The 14,613-nt window shown below is 70.5% G+C and carries 16 protein-coding genes; 9 read left to right on the forward strand and 7 right to left on the reverse strand.

The window, feature by feature from the left end:
• The first annotated feature begins 3 nt into the window (after nucleotides 1–3).
• Entirely contained in the window at nucleotides 4–438 is a 435-nt protein-coding gene (locus ADX84_RS09985) for a DUF3817 domain-containing protein (protein ID WP_199776542.1), read from the forward strand.
• Here the strand turns inward: ADX84_RS09985 and ADX84_RS09990 are convergent.
• From ADX84_RS09990 to ADX84_RS10000, 3 genes are all read right to left on the reverse strand, one after another.
• Nucleotides 414–1,184 (reverse strand): SURF1 family protein, encoded by a 771-nt coding sequence (locus ADX84_RS09990; RefSeq protein ID WP_049571055.1) that lies wholly within the window; start codon nucleotides 1,182–1,184, stop codon nucleotides 414–416. The two genes, ADX84_RS09985 and ADX84_RS09990, sit on opposite strands and share 25 nt — an antisense overlap.
• A 442-nt stretch (nucleotides 1,185–1,626) precedes the next feature.
• Nucleotides 1,627–1,824 carry a type II toxin-antitoxin system VapB family antitoxin gene (locus tag ADX84_RS09995; protein ID WP_049571059.1) on the reverse strand — a complete coding sequence of 66 codons (198 nt, stop codon included), beginning with the start codon at nucleotides 1,822–1,824 and terminating at the stop codon, nucleotides 1,627–1,629.
• A gap of 91 nt (nucleotides 1,825–1,915) precedes the next feature.
• Nucleotides 1,916–2,446 carry a DinB family protein gene (locus ADX84_RS10000; protein WP_049571062.1) on the reverse strand — a complete coding sequence of 177 codons (531 nt, stop codon included), beginning with the start codon at nucleotides 2,444–2,446 and terminating at the stop codon, nucleotides 1,916–1,918.
• A gap of 147 nt (nucleotides 2,447–2,593) precedes the next feature.
• Here ADX84_RS10000 and ADX84_RS10005 point away from each other — a divergent pair, with 147 nt between their 5' ends.
• A complete protein-coding gene (locus tag ADX84_RS10005; protein WP_049571065.1) occupies nucleotides 2,594–3,361 on the forward strand; it encodes an alpha/beta fold hydrolase in 768 nt (255 codons plus the stop codon).
• Nucleotide 3,362: 1 nt separating this feature from the next.
• Here ADX84_RS10005 and ADX84_RS10010 read toward each other — a convergent pair whose 3' ends face one another.
• Nucleotides 3,363–3,773 carry a VOC family protein gene (locus ADX84_RS10010; protein ID WP_049571066.1) on the reverse strand — a complete coding sequence of 137 codons (411 nt, stop codon included), beginning with the start codon at nucleotides 3,771–3,773 and terminating at the stop codon, nucleotides 3,363–3,365.
• A 276-nt stretch (nucleotides 3,774–4,049) separates the two neighbouring features.
• Here ADX84_RS10010 and ADX84_RS10015 point away from each other — a divergent pair, with 276 nt between their 5' ends.
• The 3 genes from ADX84_RS10015 to ADX84_RS10025 are packed head-to-tail and all read left to right on the forward strand — an operon-like array spanning nucleotide 4,050 to nucleotide 6,122.
• The gene (locus tag ADX84_RS10015; protein ID WP_049571070.1) at nucleotides 4,050–5,015 is read left to right on the forward strand and encodes an ABC transporter ATP-binding protein; all 966 of its coding nucleotides are present in this window, start codon (nucleotides 4,050–4,052) and stop codon (nucleotides 5,013–5,015) included.
• Nucleotides 5,012–5,866 carry an ABC transporter permease gene (locus ADX84_RS10020; protein ID WP_049571072.1) on the forward strand — a complete coding sequence of 285 codons (855 nt, stop codon included), beginning with the start codon at nucleotides 5,012–5,014 and terminating at the stop codon, nucleotides 5,864–5,866. Before ADX84_RS10015 ends, ADX84_RS10020 begins: the two co-directional genes overlap by 4 nt.
• Nucleotides 5,856–6,122 (forward strand): helix-turn-helix transcriptional regulator, encoded by a 267-nt coding sequence (locus ADX84_RS10025; RefSeq protein ID WP_049571074.1) that lies wholly within the window; start codon nucleotides 5,856–5,858, stop codon nucleotides 6,120–6,122. Before ADX84_RS10020 ends, ADX84_RS10025 begins: the two co-directional genes overlap by 11 nt.
• A gap of 55 nt (nucleotides 6,123–6,177) precedes the next feature.
• Here the strand turns inward: ADX84_RS10025 and ADX84_RS10030 are convergent, their stop codons facing one another.
• From ADX84_RS10030 to ADX84_RS10040, 3 genes are all read right to left on the reverse strand, one after another.
• The gene (locus tag ADX84_RS10030) at nucleotides 6,178–6,843 is read right to left on the reverse strand and encodes a class II aldolase/adducin family protein (RefSeq protein ID WP_049571079.1); all 666 of its coding nucleotides are present in this window, start codon (nucleotides 6,841–6,843) and stop codon (nucleotides 6,178–6,180) included.
• Nucleotides 6,844–6,946: 103 nt separating this feature from the next.
• Nucleotides 6,947–7,600: a response regulator transcription factor gene (locus ADX84_RS10035; RefSeq protein ID WP_049571082.1), complete on the reverse strand. Its 654-nt coding sequence runs from the start codon at nucleotides 7,598–7,600 to the stop codon at nucleotides 6,947–6,949.
• Complete coding sequence (locus tag ADX84_RS10040; protein ID WP_049571184.1) at nucleotides 7,597–8,733, reverse strand: sensor histidine kinase; 1,137 nt, start codon at nucleotides 8,731–8,733, stop codon at nucleotides 7,597–7,599. Before ADX84_RS10040 ends, ADX84_RS10035 begins: the two co-directional genes overlap by 4 nt.
• Nucleotides 8,734–8,911: 178 nt before the next feature.
• Here ADX84_RS10040 and ADX84_RS10045 point away from each other — a divergent pair, with 178 nt between their 5' ends.
• The 4 genes from ADX84_RS10045 to ADX84_RS10060 all read left to right on the forward strand — a co-directional run bounded on the left by ADX84_RS10045 (nucleotide 8,912) and on the right by ADX84_RS10060 (nucleotide 14,613).
• Entirely contained in the window at nucleotides 8,912–9,850 is a 939-nt protein-coding gene (locus tag ADX84_RS10045; protein WP_049571084.1) for an alpha/beta fold hydrolase, read from the forward strand.
• 281 nt (nucleotides 9,851–10,131) lie between these two features.
• Nucleotides 10,132–11,658 carry an aldehyde dehydrogenase family protein gene (locus ADX84_RS10050; RefSeq protein WP_049571087.1) on the forward strand — a complete coding sequence of 509 codons (1,527 nt, stop codon included), beginning with the start codon at nucleotides 10,132–10,134 and terminating at the stop codon, nucleotides 11,656–11,658.
• Nucleotides 11,659–11,866: 208 nt separating this feature from the next.
• Nucleotides 11,867–13,444, forward strand: a complete 1,578-nt coding sequence (locus ADX84_RS10055; protein WP_049571091.1) for a GMC family oxidoreductase — start codon at nucleotides 11,867–11,869, stop codon at nucleotides 13,442–13,444.
• Complete coding sequence (locus ADX84_RS10060; RefSeq protein ID WP_049571093.1) at nucleotides 13,441–14,613, forward strand: glycine betaine/L-proline ABC transporter ATP-binding protein; 1,173 nt, start codon at nucleotides 13,441–13,443, stop codon at nucleotides 14,611–14,613. The genes ADX84_RS10055 and ADX84_RS10060 overlap by 4 nt, the downstream gene beginning before the upstream one ends.

The raw sequence follows: 14,613 nt of genomic DNA on the forward strand, positions 1-14,613 counted from the left end.
TGAATGGGTGAGATCGCAGTGGACAAGAGGCGTGTGTCGTTCGCGTTGTACCGGGTGCTCGCGTACATCACGGGAGTCTTCCTGTTGGGTCTGACCTTCCTGGCCATGCCCGCGAAGTACCTGGTGGGTGAGGACTCGATGTTCCACCTGGTCGGAGCCCCCCAGGGATGGGAGCACTGGTTCGGCCCCGAGTCGCCGCTGATGCTCTACATCGTCATGCCGCACGGCTACATCTACATGGCGTACGTGCTGGTCGTGCTGTGGGTGGCCCTGGACCGCCGCTGGGGCGCGGGCCGCACCCTGGGCGTCGTGCTCGCGGGCACCATCCCGGTCCTCGGCTTCGTGGTCGAGCACCGGGTGGTCAGGTCCGAGCAGGCCAGGGACCTGGCCGCCGGAAGGCAGACCGGGCAGGCTCAGGAGCCCGCGACCACGGGCTGATCCCCGGTCTTCCGGGTGCGTCCCTCCGCCAGTTCGCGGCGCATCAGGATGATCCAGAAGACCACGGCGGAGACGCCGAACATGGCCCACTGCACGGCGTAGCTGAGGCTGCGCCAGTTGACCGTGAACTCCGTGGGCGGCTCGGGCGGAGGCACCGGGGTGAGCCCGTCGACGGCGGGCTCGCTCTCGGGCAGGGTGACGTAGGCCGCGTAGAGGCGCTGGTCCCACTCTCCGACCAGAACGGACGGGGCGATCCGCTCGACCGTCCCCACCTCGGGTGAGCCCATGGGGACGACCCCCTCCGCGGCGTCCTGCGGAGGCTGGAGCCAACCGGTGACGGTGACGTCCCCCTCGGGGACGGGCGGGAGCCCGGTGCCGTCCTCCGTCCAGCCACGGCTGACGGTCATGGCCACCCCGTCCTCGGTGACGAGGGGAAGAACCAGCACGTAGCCCTCGACCCCGTCCAGGCGCCGGGGCACGAGGAGCTGGGACTCCGCGTCGAAGTGTCCGGACACCTCGACCGCCGTGTTGGTCGTGAGGTTGGGGTGCAGGAACTCGCCGGGTTCACCCAGGTCGGAGACGGGGATGGCGTCGGCCAGGTCCTCGACCGGGTTGGTGATGACGTCGCGGTCGGGTTCGAAGGCGCGGGTGCCCTGCCAGTAGGTGCCGGCGACGCACACGACGACCACGAGGACGGCCAGCAGGTGCAGGCCGACCCAGCGCGGGCTCAAGAGCGGAGATCTCACCCGACCAGGCTATGTCCGCCCTCCGAGCGGCCGCTCATGACCCCGTGTTGACGATGCCCACACCCCGCTTGGCCGGGCCACGCCCCAGGAATGACGATCACTTTAAGTAGTTTCTCGTGACACAGGGTTGTTATTCGTGGGTGTGGTGGGTAGTGTCTCTAACAACGCGGAACGACAAGATCGCTTCCACGTGGCAGACCTTTCAGGCCGCGACTCCAGGGGGGAGGAGTCGCAGGCCGCTTCCCAGAGCGAGGGTTGCCTCCGTACTTTGAGGGGGGATGCGGAGGCGACCCTCGCCACCTCGTGGACGGGGACGTTTCCACTGTTTCAGTGGGAACGTCCCCGTTTTCCTGTGCCCCACCAGAGTGCGTCCGGATCCCGGGCTCCGGTTGGTTCCGCGCTGACCAGAAGGGGGCGGGGCCACCGATTGGTGACCCCGCTCTCAGGCCTGCTTCCCCCGGCGGGCCCCGGGCGCGGGCTCACTCCGTTTGCGCTCCCGGAGGGTCTCCGTCCGGCTCCGGTGGCGCGCCGCGTACACCCGCAGTGCCAGGTTGACCGCGTCGTCCCGGGTGCGGGCTCCGGAGAAACGCATGGTCTCCCGGAGTGCCTCGTCGTCGATGTCGATCCAGGTCGCGCTCACGCCGCGCTCCTCGCCGCTCGGGGATGGGGTCAGCCCATCGTCCCGCACGCGGAGCGTGACCCGTGCACTACCGGGCGTGTCGTGTTGCTCGTCAGCCCATGGTCTTCTGACCGTCCAGGGACTCCCGGATGACGTCGGCGTGGCCGCAGTGCTGCGCGGTCTCCCGAATGAGGTGGATCAGCACGTCACGGGCGGTCCAGGAGGCGTCCTCCGGGAACCACGGCGCGGGCGGGAGCTTCTGGCTGATCTCCAGGTGGGGCAGGGAGCGGAAGTAGGCGTCGGTCTCCTCGGCGCCCCTTTCGTAGGCGGTGAGGGTCCCCTCAAGGGTCTCCTCGCCGATCAGGCGGAAGCTGTTCTCGTGGAACTCCTGTGTCTCCTGGGACTCGTAGTCGACCTCCTGCGGGCCCTCCTTGACGAAGGTCCGCCACCCGTTCTCCACCGAGCTCAGGTGTTTCACGATCCCCGCGAGGGTGAGCTCGCTCGCGGTGGTGCGCCGGGTGGCCTGCTCCTCGGTCAGCCCCTGGAGGGTGGTGAGCAGGAAGGCCCGCTGCTGGGCCAGGAAGGCCAGCAGCGCCTCCCGCTCGACCTCGACCTGGTTCTTCTTCTCGCTGACCTCAACCATGGGAACTCCTCCGCGTCCGTCTCGTCGCCTCGACTCTAGGAAGCGTGGCGGTCAGGCACTGGCCTCCATTGGCTGGGCATGACCGGGTTTTCTGGCCTCATTGAAAGCACTGTGGATAACCTGGCGGTCTGGCGACCCGGAGGTTCCATGGCCCTGATTCCGCTCCAGTACCGGCTCGACGGCCCCAGGCACGCGCCCGTCGTGCTGCTCGTGCCGCCGTTCGGAACGAAGATGTCGGTCTGGGAACCCCAGATGCCCGAGCTGACCCGAAGCCGCCAGGTGCTGCGGATCAACCACAGAGGTCACGGGTTCTCCCCGGCGCCCGAGGGGCCCTACTCGGTGGAGGACCTGGCGCTGGACGTCCTCGGGATCCTGGAGGACCGCGGATTCACGCGGGTCTCGGCTGTCGGCGCAGGCATGGGCGGCTCCCTGCTGCTGTGGATCGCCGCCAACTCACCGCGCACCCTGGAGCGGCTCGCCCTGCTCGCCGGAACCTCCCGCACCCCTCCCACACACCGCTGGGGCCGCATCGCCGCCCAGGTGCGTGAGAGCGGGATGGACTCGGTCACCGCCGACGTGGTCCTGCCCTGGTTCACCCCCGACCTCACCGAGGACCGACCGGAGGTGGCGGGTCGGTTCACGGAGGACTTCGGCACCGTCGATCCGGGCGCCTACGCGTCGATCTGCGACGCCCTCGCCGGGATGGACCAGCGCAACCTGGTCTCCGGTGTGCGCGTGCCGACCCTGGTCGCCTCCGCCGCGCACGACCCCCTGCTGCCTCCCGGGCACGGGCGCCGCCTGGCCGACGGCATCTCCGAGGCGCGGTTCGAGGTGGTCTCCGGCGCCGCGCACCTGCTGGGGGTGGAGCGCGCCGACCGGGTCAACGAGCTGCTCATGGAGCACGTCGCGGCCTGAGTCAGACCCCTTCGGGCAGCGGGATCAGGGGGCTGTTGACCTCCAGGAGGTAGCCGTCCGGGTCGCGGAAGTGCGCGGCGCGGATGCCCCACGCCGTCCAGTCGCGCGGCTCCATCACCTGACGGGCGCCGTCCGCGACCAGCCCCGCGGCGGTCTCGTCCACGTCGTCCACCTCGAAGATCACCGCGAGCCGGTCCTGGTGGGGCAGGGCCGGATCCGCGGTGTCGGTCTCCAGCGCCTCGGCCATCACCTCGCGCTGGTTGAGGGCCAGCCGCGTGCCCGACCGCACGTCGAACTCGGCGTAACGGCTCTGTTCGTCGCCCCACAGCACGGGGAGTTTGAGGGTGTCGGCGTAGAAGCGGAAGCAGGCCTCGTAGTCGTTCACGAGGAGCCTGATGAAGCTACAGCGCATGGGGGCCTCCTGCCGTGCGGGTTGGGTAGTCGGCACCATTCTCAGGTTCGAGCATGCCGCATGCCTGAGTACCCGTACCCGGATGCGGCATGGCCGGATGCGGTCACCCCGTTTTCGTCCCCGGCGTTGACCTGCGTCGCCACGGGTCGGACCCACCCCTGCTCCTCCTCGCGGTCCTGTCGCCCCGGTGATATTCACCATGCTCTCTTATGTAGTACATGTACTATCAAAGATCCAAGGAAGGCGACGAAGAGGAGGAGTTCCATGACAGGCCACATGGCACCGGGTCTGGCCAGGGCCGCGGCCCTGGCCTCCGGAAGCCGGGGCGAAGCCGTGGTACGGGTCAGCGGGCTGCGCATGGACTACGGCGACAACCGGGTCCTGCGCGGGGTCGACCTCACCGCCCGGCGCGGCGAGATCCTCGCGCTCCTGGGACCCAACGGCGCGGGCAAGACCACCACCGTCGAGATCCTGGAGGGCTTCCGCCGCCGCTCCGCCGGGGAGGTCGACGTCCTCGGCTCGGACCCCGACCACGGCGACGAGGAGTGGCGTGCGCGGATCGGCGTGGTCCTCCAGTCCTGGCGCGACCACGGTTCCTGGAGGGTGCGCGACCTCCTCCACCACTTCGGCCGGTTCTACGCCCCCCACTCCTCGGCCGAACGGGTCCGCCCCCACGACACCGACGCCCTCCTGGAGCTCGTCGGCCTCAGCGAACACGCCGCCAAGCGAGTTCGGAACCTCTCGGGAGGGCAGCGCCGCCGCCTCGACGTCGCCATCGGTATCGTCGGCCGCCCCGAACTCCTCTTCCTCGACGAACCCACCGCCGGATTCGACCCCCGGGCCCGCCGCGACTTCCACGACCTCGTGTTCCGGCTCGCCGACGAGGAGGACACCACCATCGTGCTCACCACCCACGACCTCGACGAGGCGGCCAGGATCGCGGACCGCATCCTGCTCCTCGCCGGGGGCCGGATCGTCGCGGACGGCAGTCCCGACCAACTGGCCTCCCTCGTCGAACAGGACAGTGAGGTCACCTGGACGGTCGACGGACAGCGCCACCTGCACAGCACCGACAGCCCCGCCCGGCACATAGCGGAGCTGTACGCCGTCCACGGGGAAGGGATCACAGAACTGAGAGTCACCCGACCGTCCCTGGAGGACGTCTACCTGGCCATGGTCCAACGCCATGAGGCCGGGGAGGCCAGCCGGCCCGCCGAAGAGTTCGCCAAGGAGATCCGATGAACGCCCGACTCAACGCGGTCCGCGCCGGTCTCTCCCGGGGCCGGATCGAGTTCAGGCAGTCCTTCCGCAGCGGCCAGGAGATGTTCAGCTACCTGTACGTGCCGGTCCTGTTCGTGGGCATGGCCGTGGTCTTCGACTCCTTGGGCGTGGAGGGCGACGCCTCACCGATCGGAGCGGTGGTACTCAGCGGGGCCGTCGCCTTCACCCTGGTCATGCTCGGTGTCACCGCCGTCCTCCAGGTCCTGGCCACCGAACGCGAGGACGGCACACTGCTGCGGGCCAAGGCGGTCCCCCACGGACTGGTGGGATACACGGTCGCCAAGGTCGTGCACATGACGGCGATGTCGGTCACGGCCATCGCCCTCATGGTCGTTCCGGGGGTCCTGTTCGTCGAGGGCTTCGGGTTCCGGAGCAGTGCCGACGGGGCCACCCTGCTCTGGGTGTGCGTGCTGGGCATGTTCGCCCTGGCACCGGTCGGGGCGATCCTCGGGTCGCTCATCGACAACCCGCGTCTGGGGGCCTCCCTCGCGATCGTCCCCTCGATCGCCGTCGTCATGGTCTCCGGAGTGATGTTCCCCCTCGGGATCCTGCCTGACTGGGTCCAGGCCCTCGGCCTGCTGCTGCCCGTGTACTGGCTCGGCCTGGGAATTCGTGCCGCGGTTCTTCCGGACTCCCATGCCGCCTACGAACTCGCCGGTTCCTGGCAGTTGCCCCAGGTCGCCGGGGTTCTGGCAGTCTGGGCGCTGGTCGGGTTCGCGGTGGCGCTGTGGCTGCTGCCGCGGATGGCCCGGCGTACGTCGGGGTCGCGGGTACAGGCGGCCCGAGAGGAAGCGATGAAGCGTGCCCACTGAGAAGACCAACGGACGCTCCGCCAGGGCGCCTGGATCCGAGACGATCCACAACCGGATCGCGATGCTGCGAGCCGAGCGCGGCGTCTCCCGTCGGGAGCTGGCCGAGGCCCTCGGGGTCCACTACCAGACCGTCGGCTACCTGGAACGGGGCGAGTACAGCCCCAGCCTCCACCTGGCGCTGCGCATCGCGCGGTACTTCGAGGTCCCGGTCGAGGTCGTCTTCTCCACCGAACCCTTCCCGCGCATCGGCCAGTGACCGGCTGACGGCTGACCGGCCCTCCGACTGACGGTCCGGGGCCGTGCCCTTCGGCCTAGAGGAACGGGTCGGGGCCCGCCCAGCCGAAGGTGTCGCGCTGACGGGCCTCGGCGAGTTCGTCCTCACTCAGGACCCGGGGCTGGCCGAGCTGGCGGGCGCGCAGGTAGGTGGCGCAGAGCCAGTCGAGCAGCCGCAGGTTGTCCAGGGCGTGCTCCAGACCGCGCCCCAGGGCCACCCCGCCGTGGTTGGCGAGCAGAGCGGCGTCGCGGCCCTTGAGGGCCTTGACCGCCTGGTCGGCGATGTCGCCGGTGCCGTAGGGCATGTACGGGGTCACGCTCACGGCGCCGCCCAGCCCTGCGGCGCGGTGGTGGATCGGGGGAAGCTCGGGGAGCACCGAGGACACCGCGGCGGTGTCGGCGGTGAACGCGTTGACCACCGCGAGGGCCTCGCGTCCGTGCTCGGCGGCGTGGCGGTGCACGGCCAGGTGGAGCGTGGTCTCGGCGGCGGGGTCGCGCCGACCCTCCAGCATCCGGTCGTCCAGGGACATCACCGGGCAGTCGATCGGCTGGAGCTGGTCCAGGGGGACACCGTGGGGGGTGACGACCACAAGGTCGCCGCTGCGGACGCTGACGGTACCGGCCTCGCCGGGGGCCGCGCCCGGGTGCTGGGCGATGGCGCGTGCGGTCAGGCAGACGTCGCGGCGTTCCTGTTCAAGCAGCATGAAATCCTCGGTTGGTGCGCGGGCGGCGGTCCCTAGGGGAGCCGGAGCAGCCGACTTAGGTACACCTAATGTACGTCACGTCGTCCGATTTGTATGCCCCCCGTCAGGCGACGAGACCGTGCCGGTAGGCGTACACCACCGCCTGGACGCGGTCGCGCAGGTCGAGTTTGGTCAGGATGCGCGAGACGAAGGTCTTCACGGTCTCCTGGCTGATGAACAGACTCGTGGCGATCTCGCCGTTGGACAGCCCGTTCGCGATCAGCCCCAGCACCTCCCGCTCGCGGGGGGTGAGGGGCAGGTGCGTCTTCGGAGCGTGGGTGGGGCGGATGCGGGCGGCGAACCGGCCCACCAGCTGGCGGGTGACCTCGGGGGCCAGCAGGGCCGCGCCTGAGGCGACGGTACGGATACCGTTCAGCAGTTGGTCCGGGGGAGCGTCCTTGAGCAGGAATCCGCTGGCACCCGCGCGCAGCGCCTCGTAGACGTACTCGTCGAGGTTGAACGTGGTGACCACCAGGACCTTCACGGGGTGCTCCACCCCCGAACCGGCCAGCCGTCGGGTGGCCTCGATCCCGTCGAGTTCGGGCATCCGCACGTCCATCACCACGACGTCGGGGCGCAGCCGTCCGGCGAGCTCGACGGCGGTCCGACCGTCACCGCACTCACCGACGACCTCCATGTCCGGTTGGGCGCCGATGATGGTCACCAGCCCGGTACGGATCAGCATCTGGTCGTCGCAGACCAGGACCCTGGTGCTCATCGCCGCGCGGGGATGCGCGCGTGCACGGTGAAACCGTCACCGTGCGGGCCGGCGGAGAAGTCGCCGCCCATGACCTCGACGCGTTCGCGCAGTCCGACCAGGCCCCGCCCGCTGCCCCCGGGGGAGACCCCCTCGGGTCCGGGGCGCTCGGTGTCGACGTTCACTGTGATCTCCTCGGGGCGGTGGCGCACACGCACCGTGGTGGGGCTGCCGTGCGCGTACTTGAGTGCGTTGGTCAGCGCCTCCCGCACGACGCGCTGCGCGACGAGGTCGGCGCCGTCGAGGGTCCCGGTCGGCGCCCCCTCCTCGCTGAACCGCACCGGCTGACCGGCCCGGCGGGTGCGCTCCACCACGTCGAGCATCCTCTCGCCGTTGGCTGGGGCGGGATGGGCGGGGTCGAGCACGTCGAGGAGCTGCCGCAGGTCGGTGATGGCCTGGCGTCCGGTGTCGGAGACCGTGCCCAGGGTCTGGTCGAGGCGTTCGGGCGCGGCGGTCAGGTAGCGCGCGGCCTCGGTCTGCACGACCATCGCGGTCACGTGGTGGGTGACGACGTCGTGGAGTTCGCGGGCGATGCGGGCGCGTTCGGCGGCCAGGGTGTCCGCGGCCAGGCGGCGGCGGCGTTCGGCCTCGGCCACGCGGGTGGAGCGCAGCCACGATCCGATGCCCCAGGCCAGACCGTGCGCGAAGTAGAAGATCACCCATTCGGCCGGGGTCTCGCCCTCACCCAACCGGGTGAGCGCCAAGGCCAGCGCCACGAACGCCACCGTGCCGACCAGCAGGGTGGTGCGCCGGTACCGGTCGAGGTGGACGCCCGCGCTCATGAGCGCGATGGGCATCGCGGTCCCGGCGATCAGGTGGTACCCGCTCAGCTGGTCGAGTGCGAAGCCCGCCGCCACCAGGGCCAGGGTCAGCGCGGGCCACCGCCGCCGACCGGCCAGGGGCAGGCACTGGAGGGTGAGCGCGAGCACGCCCAGGGCGTCGAGGGGGCGGTCCGGCACGCCGCCGACCTGGGTGCCGTATCCGTGCAGCGCCGGAACGCAGGAGACGGACAGGAGGATCAGGGCCAGGGGCAGGTCTCGGACGGTGACGTCGAGCCGCCGCCACAGCAGGGGAGGACGTCGGAGCCAGGTCACGGACGAATTGTAGTGGCGCAGGGCCACGGCCCCGCTCCCTTTGTCCCCCATGCGAGCTACGAGCAGGTGTCCACTCAGAGGTGACGACCCGGGGCCCCGGTTTCCGTAGCGTTCTGCACGTACCGACTTCCCCTTCCGACCGCCCCACGCGGTCGGCCCCGCCGCCTGGAGGCACCCCATGTTCCGCACCATCCGGACGACCGCCCTGTCCGCCCTGTGCTGCGCCGCGGCGATTCCCGGGCTGGTCGGGTGCGGTGTGCTCTCCGAGGTGGGCAGCGAGCTGGGCTCGGCCGCCGACGAGGCGCGGTCGGACCTGGAGGACGCCGCCTCGGAGGTGCTGACCGAGGGGCAGCTGTTCACCGGGAGCAAGGCGCTCGACATCGACGGCGTCTCCGTCAACGTCTCCTGCTCCGGGACGCCGTCTGACGGCAGGCCGGTCATCGTGCTGATGGCGGGGATGGGCGACGGTCTGGACACCCTGGCCGGGGTGCAGGAGACCCTGGCCGAGGACGAGCGGGTCTGCTCCTACGACCGCCTCGGCGAGGGGGCGAGCGACCAGCCGGAGGGGCAGCAGAGCATCGACGACGCCGGGGAGACGCTGACGGCCGTCCTGGAGGACGTCGCCGGTGACGGCCCCGTGGTCCTGGCCGGTCACTCGCTGGGCGGGCTCATCGCCGCCCGCTACGCCCCGGACCACCCGGACAGGGTCGGCGGGTTGGTGCTCCTGGACGCCACGTCGCCGACGATGATCGACGACATCACCGGGGTGATCCCCGAGTCGGCCACCGGTGAGGGCGCCGAGGTGCGCGCGCAGAACCTCGCCATCTTCCAGGGCGAGAACCCGGAGAACATCGTGATCGACAGCGACCCGCGGGTCGGCTCGGCCGGTGACGTCCCGGTGGAGGTCATCCAGCACGGGGTCCCCTACCTCGGTGAGATCGCCGAGTACGGCGACGACCTGGAGCGGGTGTGGACCGAGGGCCAGGAGCAGTGGCTGGCGCTCTCGGACCGCAGCCGACTCAGCACCGCGCAGGAGAGCGGTCACCACATCCACGTGGACCAGCCCGACGTCGCCGTCGAGGCCATCCGGCGCGTCACCGAAGAGGCCGCAGCCTGACCCTTCCCGCGGGGGCCGTGCCGAAAGTCCGGAACCGTCGGAGTTCCACACAAACACACGTCAAAGAGTCGTCCCGGTCTTGCCCACGGTGGTGTGTCCACTCACCCGAGGGGAGGGCCGGGGCGTAGGTCTGTCCAGACGGGCTGGTGATATGAGCCACGGCCGAGACGTGCCGTAACGCGCTGTTCCGCCTGGCCAGCGAGGGTTATGGGAACGTTGTGGCGTATGTGACCTACGAGACGAGGCTGTTTGTGACAAGCGATCCTGGGCAGAGAGGGTCCGTGAACCAGACCCATGTAACCCTGCCGACCGTGCCGTACCTGTCCGAACCGGGAGCGGCCACCGCCACCAGCCTGTATGTCGACGGCGAGTGGCGGGCGGCGCAGAACGGACGCGTTCGGGAGATCCTGGACCCGGCCGACGCCTCGGTCCTGACCATCGTCAGCGAGGGCGGCAGGGCCGACACGGAGGCCGCCATCGCCGCCGCGCGCCGCGCCTTCGACCACGGTGAGTGGCGCCGCACCTCCGCCGACGAGCGCGGCCGCGTCCTCGAACGGATCGCCGACCTGCTCCAGCGCGACCGCGAGGAGATCGCGGTCATGGAGTCGCTGGACACCGGCAAGACCATCGAGGAGGGCGGGATCGACGTCGACGACGTCACCAACGTCTTCCGCTACTACGCCGGGCTGGCCGACAAGGACGCGGGCCGCCTCGTGTCCGCGCCCGAGGGCGTGCACAGCAAGGTCGTCTACGAGCCCGTCGGCGTCTGCGGCATGATCACCCCCTGGAACTACCCGCTGCTCCAGCTGGCCTGGAAGATGGCCCCGGCGATCGCGGCGGGCAACACCATGGTGATCAAGCCCAGCGAGGTCACCCCGGTGACCACCGCCAAGCTGGTCGAGCTCACCACCGAGGCGGGCGTACCCGCCGGAGTGGTCAACCTCGTCCTTGGCAGCGGCCCCGACGCGGGCGCGCCCCTGTCCGAGCACCCCGACGTCGACCTCGTCTCCTTCACCGGCGGCCTGGTCACCGGGCGGCGGATCATGGCGTCGGCCGCCGAGACGGTCAAGAAGGTCGCCCTGGAACTGGGCGGCAAGAACCCCAACATCATCTTCCCCGACGTGGACCTGGACACGGCCGTGGACTACGCGCTCAGCGCCGCGTTCTTCCACTCCGGCCAGGTGTGCTCGGCGGGTGCGCGCCTCATCGTGCACAACGACATCCACGACGCCTTCACCACCGAGCTCGCCCGCCGGGCCGAGGCCATCCGGATCGGCCGGGGCCAGGAGGAGGGCGTGCGCTGCGGTCCCCTGGTCTCCGCCGAGCACCGCGCCAAGGTCGAGAAGGCCGTGGCGCGCGGCGTCGAGGAGGGCGCTCGGATCATCGCGGGCGGCAGGCGCCCCGACGAGGCCGACCTCCAGGACGGCTACTTCTACCGGCCCACCGTGTTCGTGGACTGCGACCGCTCCATGGACATCGTGCAGACCGAGGTGTTCGGCCCGGTCGTGACCGTCGAGCGCTTCGAGACCGAGGCCCAGGCCGTCGAGCTGGGAAACGACACCGACTACGGGCTCTCCGGCGGCGTGTGGACCAACGACACCGCCCGTGGCGAGCGCGTGGCCGCGGGCCTGCGCCACGGCACCGTGTGGATCAACGACTACGGCCCCTACTTCCCCGGCGCCGAGTGGGGCGGCTTCGGCCGCAGCGGGGTCGGCCGCGAGCTCGGCCTGGCCGGTCTGGACGAGTACCGCGAGGCCAAGCACGTCTACCGGAACCTTTCGCCCGAGCCGCAGCGGTGGTTCGGCTAACGCCTCTCTCCGGGTTCCGGGCGTAGGGGGCGCCCGGGACCCGCAGGCCACCCGTCGGCGCGGGTCCGTCCTCCGCGTCGGCGGGTGCCCTCCCTCAGCTCGTGTGCCACGAAGGCCGTGGCACCCGGAACGCACATGCCAACCGAGAACACGCAGGTCGGTTCCCCCCGGCATCCCCCAGAGCCACACGAACGAGAGGATTCGGCCCGTGTCCACGAACGAAACCACCTACGACTACGTCATCGTCGGCGGCGGTACGGCGGGGTCGGTGATCGCCAACCGGCTCACCGAGGACCCCGGCACCAGCGTCTGCGTCATCGAGGGCGGGCCGGACGACCGGGACCTGGAGCACGTGCTCCGGCTCCGCGACTGGCTGAGTGTCCTCGACAGCGACCTCGACTACGGCTACACCACCACCGAGCAGCCCAACGGCAACTCGCACATCCTGCACTCGCGCGCCCGGGTGCTGGGCGGCTGCTCCTCGCACAACACGCTCATCAGCTTCCGGCCGTTCGCCGAGGACCTGAACGACTGGGTGGCCGCGGGCGCGGAGGGCTGGGACAACGCCACCGTGCAGTCCTACGCCGACCGCATCAAGTGCAACATCATCCCCATCGCGGAGAAGGACCGGAACGCGATGGTCAGGGACTGGGTGTCCTCGGCCTCCGAGGCGGCGAACGTCCCGGTCATCGAGGACTTCAACGCCCTGACCTCCCACGGCGGCGGCTTCTCCGAGGGCGCGGGCTTCCTGTCCATCGCCTACGACCCCTACACCGGCTACCGCTCCTCGGCCTCGGTGGCCTACCTGCACCCGGTCATGGACGTGCGGAAGAACCTCACCGTGCTGCTGGAGACCTGGGTCGGCCGGATCCTGTTCGACGGGGACCGCGCCACCGGCGTCAGCGCCACCACGAAGGACGGCGAGCGGATCACGGTCAACGCCCGCCAGGAGGTCGTCGTCGCGGCGGGCGCCGTGGACAGTCCCCGCCTGCTGATGCTGTCCGGCGTCGGCAACGCGGAGGAACTGGGCGCCGTCGGCATCCAGAGCCACCACCACCTGCCCGGTGTGGGCGAGAACCTCCAGGACCACCCCGAGTCGATCATCATGTGGGAGACCAGCCAGCGGGTCCCCGAGAACACCGTGATGGACTCCGACGCGGCCCTGTTCGTACGGCGCGAGGACGGTGACGACCCCCGCCCGGACCTGATGTTCCACATTTACCAGATCCCCTTCGACGACAACACGAAGCGGCTGGGCTACGACTCGCCCGAGGACGGCTGGGCGGTCTGCATGACCCCGAACATCCCGCGCTCGCGCTCGCGCGGCAAGCTCTACCTCACCAGCAGTGACCCGGCGGCCAAGCCCGCCCTGGACTTCCGGTACTTCACCGACCCCGACGGATACGACGAGAGGACCATCGTGGACGGGCTGAGGATCGCTCGCGACGTCGCCGCCACCGAGCCGTTCCGATCGTGGATCAAGCGCGAGGTCGCGCCCGGTCCGCAGGTCCGGACCGACGAGGAGCTGTCCGAGTACGGGCGCCGCGCAGCACACACCGTGTACCACCCTGCGGGCACGTGCAGGATGGGCGCCGCGGACGACGAGACCGCCGTGGTCGACCCCCGCCTGCGGGTGCGCGGACTGCGCGGACTCAGGGTCGCCGACGCCTCCGTCTTCCCGACCCTGCCCACCCCCAACCCCATGGTGATGGTGCTCGCCCTGGGCGAGCGCGCCGCCGACCTCATCCGCGAGGATCGGTCCGCCACCGCGGGGGAGGCCCGATGAGCGCCCCGGCCGCCGAGGCGGTCCCCACCCCGGGCTCCACCGACGTCACCTTCTCCGTCCGCAACCTGTGGAAGATCTTCGGCAGGAACGCCGACGACATCATCGGCACCGAACTCGAACGGGCCGACCGTGACCGCATCAAGGACGAGACCGGCTGCACCGTCGCGGTCCGCGACGTCTCCTTCGACGTGCGTCCCGGTGAGACCTTCGTGGTCATGGGACTGTCCGGGTCCGGGAAGTCGACGCTCATCCGCTGCCTCACCCGCCTGATCGAGCCCACCTCGGGCTCGGTCACGCTCGACGGCGAGGACATCGGGGACGCCACGGAACAGCGCCTGCGCGAACTGCGACGCCACAAGATGGCGATGGTCTTCCAGCACTTCGGACTCCTGCCCCACCGCAGGATCATCGACAACGTCGCCTACGGGCTGGAGGTGCGCGGGATGCCGCGCGCCGAACGCTACGAACGGGCCCAGGAGATGATCGAGATGGTGGGCCTGGCCGGTTACGAGCGGTCCCGGCCCGGTGAACTGTCCGGCGGCATGCAGCAGCGCGTGGGCCTGGCCCGCGCCCTGGCCGTCGACCCGCAGGTGCTGCTGTTCGACGAACCGTTCAGCGCCCTGGACCCGCTGATCCGCCGCGACATGCAGAACGAGGTCGCGCGGCTCCAGCGGGAACTGAACAAGACCTCGGTCTTCATCACCCACGACCTCCAGGAGGCCCTCAAGCTGGGCGACCGCATCGCGATCATGCGCGACGGCGAGCTCGTCCAGGTGGGTACCCCGGAGGAGGTCGTGGGCCGCCCGGTCAACTCCTACGTCGCCGACTTCACCTCCGACGTGGCCCGCACGACCGTGCTCACCGCCCGGTGGCTGGTCCGCGACGCCTACCCGGACGAGCGCACCGACGGCCCGACCACCGAACCCGGCACCGTCCTGGCCGAGGTCCTGCCGATGCTCGCCGCCAGCACCGCCCCGGTCCGGGTCGTGGAGGGCGACACCCTCCTCGGCTACGTGGGCCGCGACGACGTGCTGCGCGCCATCGCCGAGGACCAGTTGGAGGGCGCCGAGCAGGTCGACGCGATGGTCGAGGAGGCGGTGGAGGAGATCCCCGACGACGCCGTCGACCACGGCGGCACGGACACCGACCCCACCGGGAACGGTGGGTGA

This window comes from Nocardiopsis sp. SBT366 (assembly GCF_001083815.1).
Taxonomy (GTDB): Bacteria; Actinomycetota; Actinomycetes; order Streptosporangiales; family Streptosporangiaceae; genus Nocardiopsis; species Nocardiopsis prasina.

What these genes read in the sequence shown, in the direction of transcription:
- ADX84_RS09985 (WP_199776542.1), top strand. Translation starts at nt 4, where the DNA reads ATGGGTGAGATCGCAGTGGACAAGAGGCGTGTGTCGTTCGCGTTGTAC.
- ADX84_RS10000 (WP_049571062.1), bottom strand. Translation starts at nt 2,446, where the DNA reads ATGGTTGAGGTCAGCGAGAAGAAGAACCAGGTCGAGGTCGAGCGGGAG.
- ADX84_RS10005 (WP_049571065.1), top strand. Translation starts at nt 2,594, where the DNA reads ATGGCCCTGATTCCGCTCCAGTACCGGCTCGACGGCCCCAGGCACGCG.
- ADX84_RS10010 (WP_049571066.1), bottom strand. Translation starts at nt 3,773, where the DNA reads ATGCGCTGTAGCTTCATCAGGCTCCTCGTGAACGACTACGAGGCCTGC.
- ADX84_RS10015 (WP_049571070.1), top strand. Translation starts at nt 4,050, where the DNA reads ATGGCACCGGGTCTGGCCAGGGCCGCGGCCCTGGCCTCCGGAAGCCGG.
- ADX84_RS10020 (WP_049571072.1), top strand. Translation starts at nt 5,012, where the DNA reads ATGAACGCCCGACTCAACGCGGTCCGCGCCGGTCTCTCCCGGGGCCGG.
- ADX84_RS10030 (WP_049571079.1), bottom strand. Translation starts at nt 6,843, where the DNA reads ATGCTGCTTGAACAGGAACGCCGCGACGTCTGCCTGACCGCACGCGCC.
- ADX84_RS10035 (WP_049571082.1), bottom strand. Translation starts at nt 7,600, where the DNA reads ATGAGCACCAGGGTCCTGGTCTGCGACGACCAGATGCTGATCCGTACC.
- ADX84_RS10045 (WP_049571084.1), top strand. Translation starts at nt 8,912, where the DNA reads ATGTTCCGCACCATCCGGACGACCGCCCTGTCCGCCCTGTGCTGCGCC.
- ADX84_RS10060 (WP_049571093.1), top strand. Translation starts at nt 13,441, where the DNA reads ATGAGCGCCCCGGCCGCCGAGGCGGTCCCCACCCCGGGCTCCACCGAC.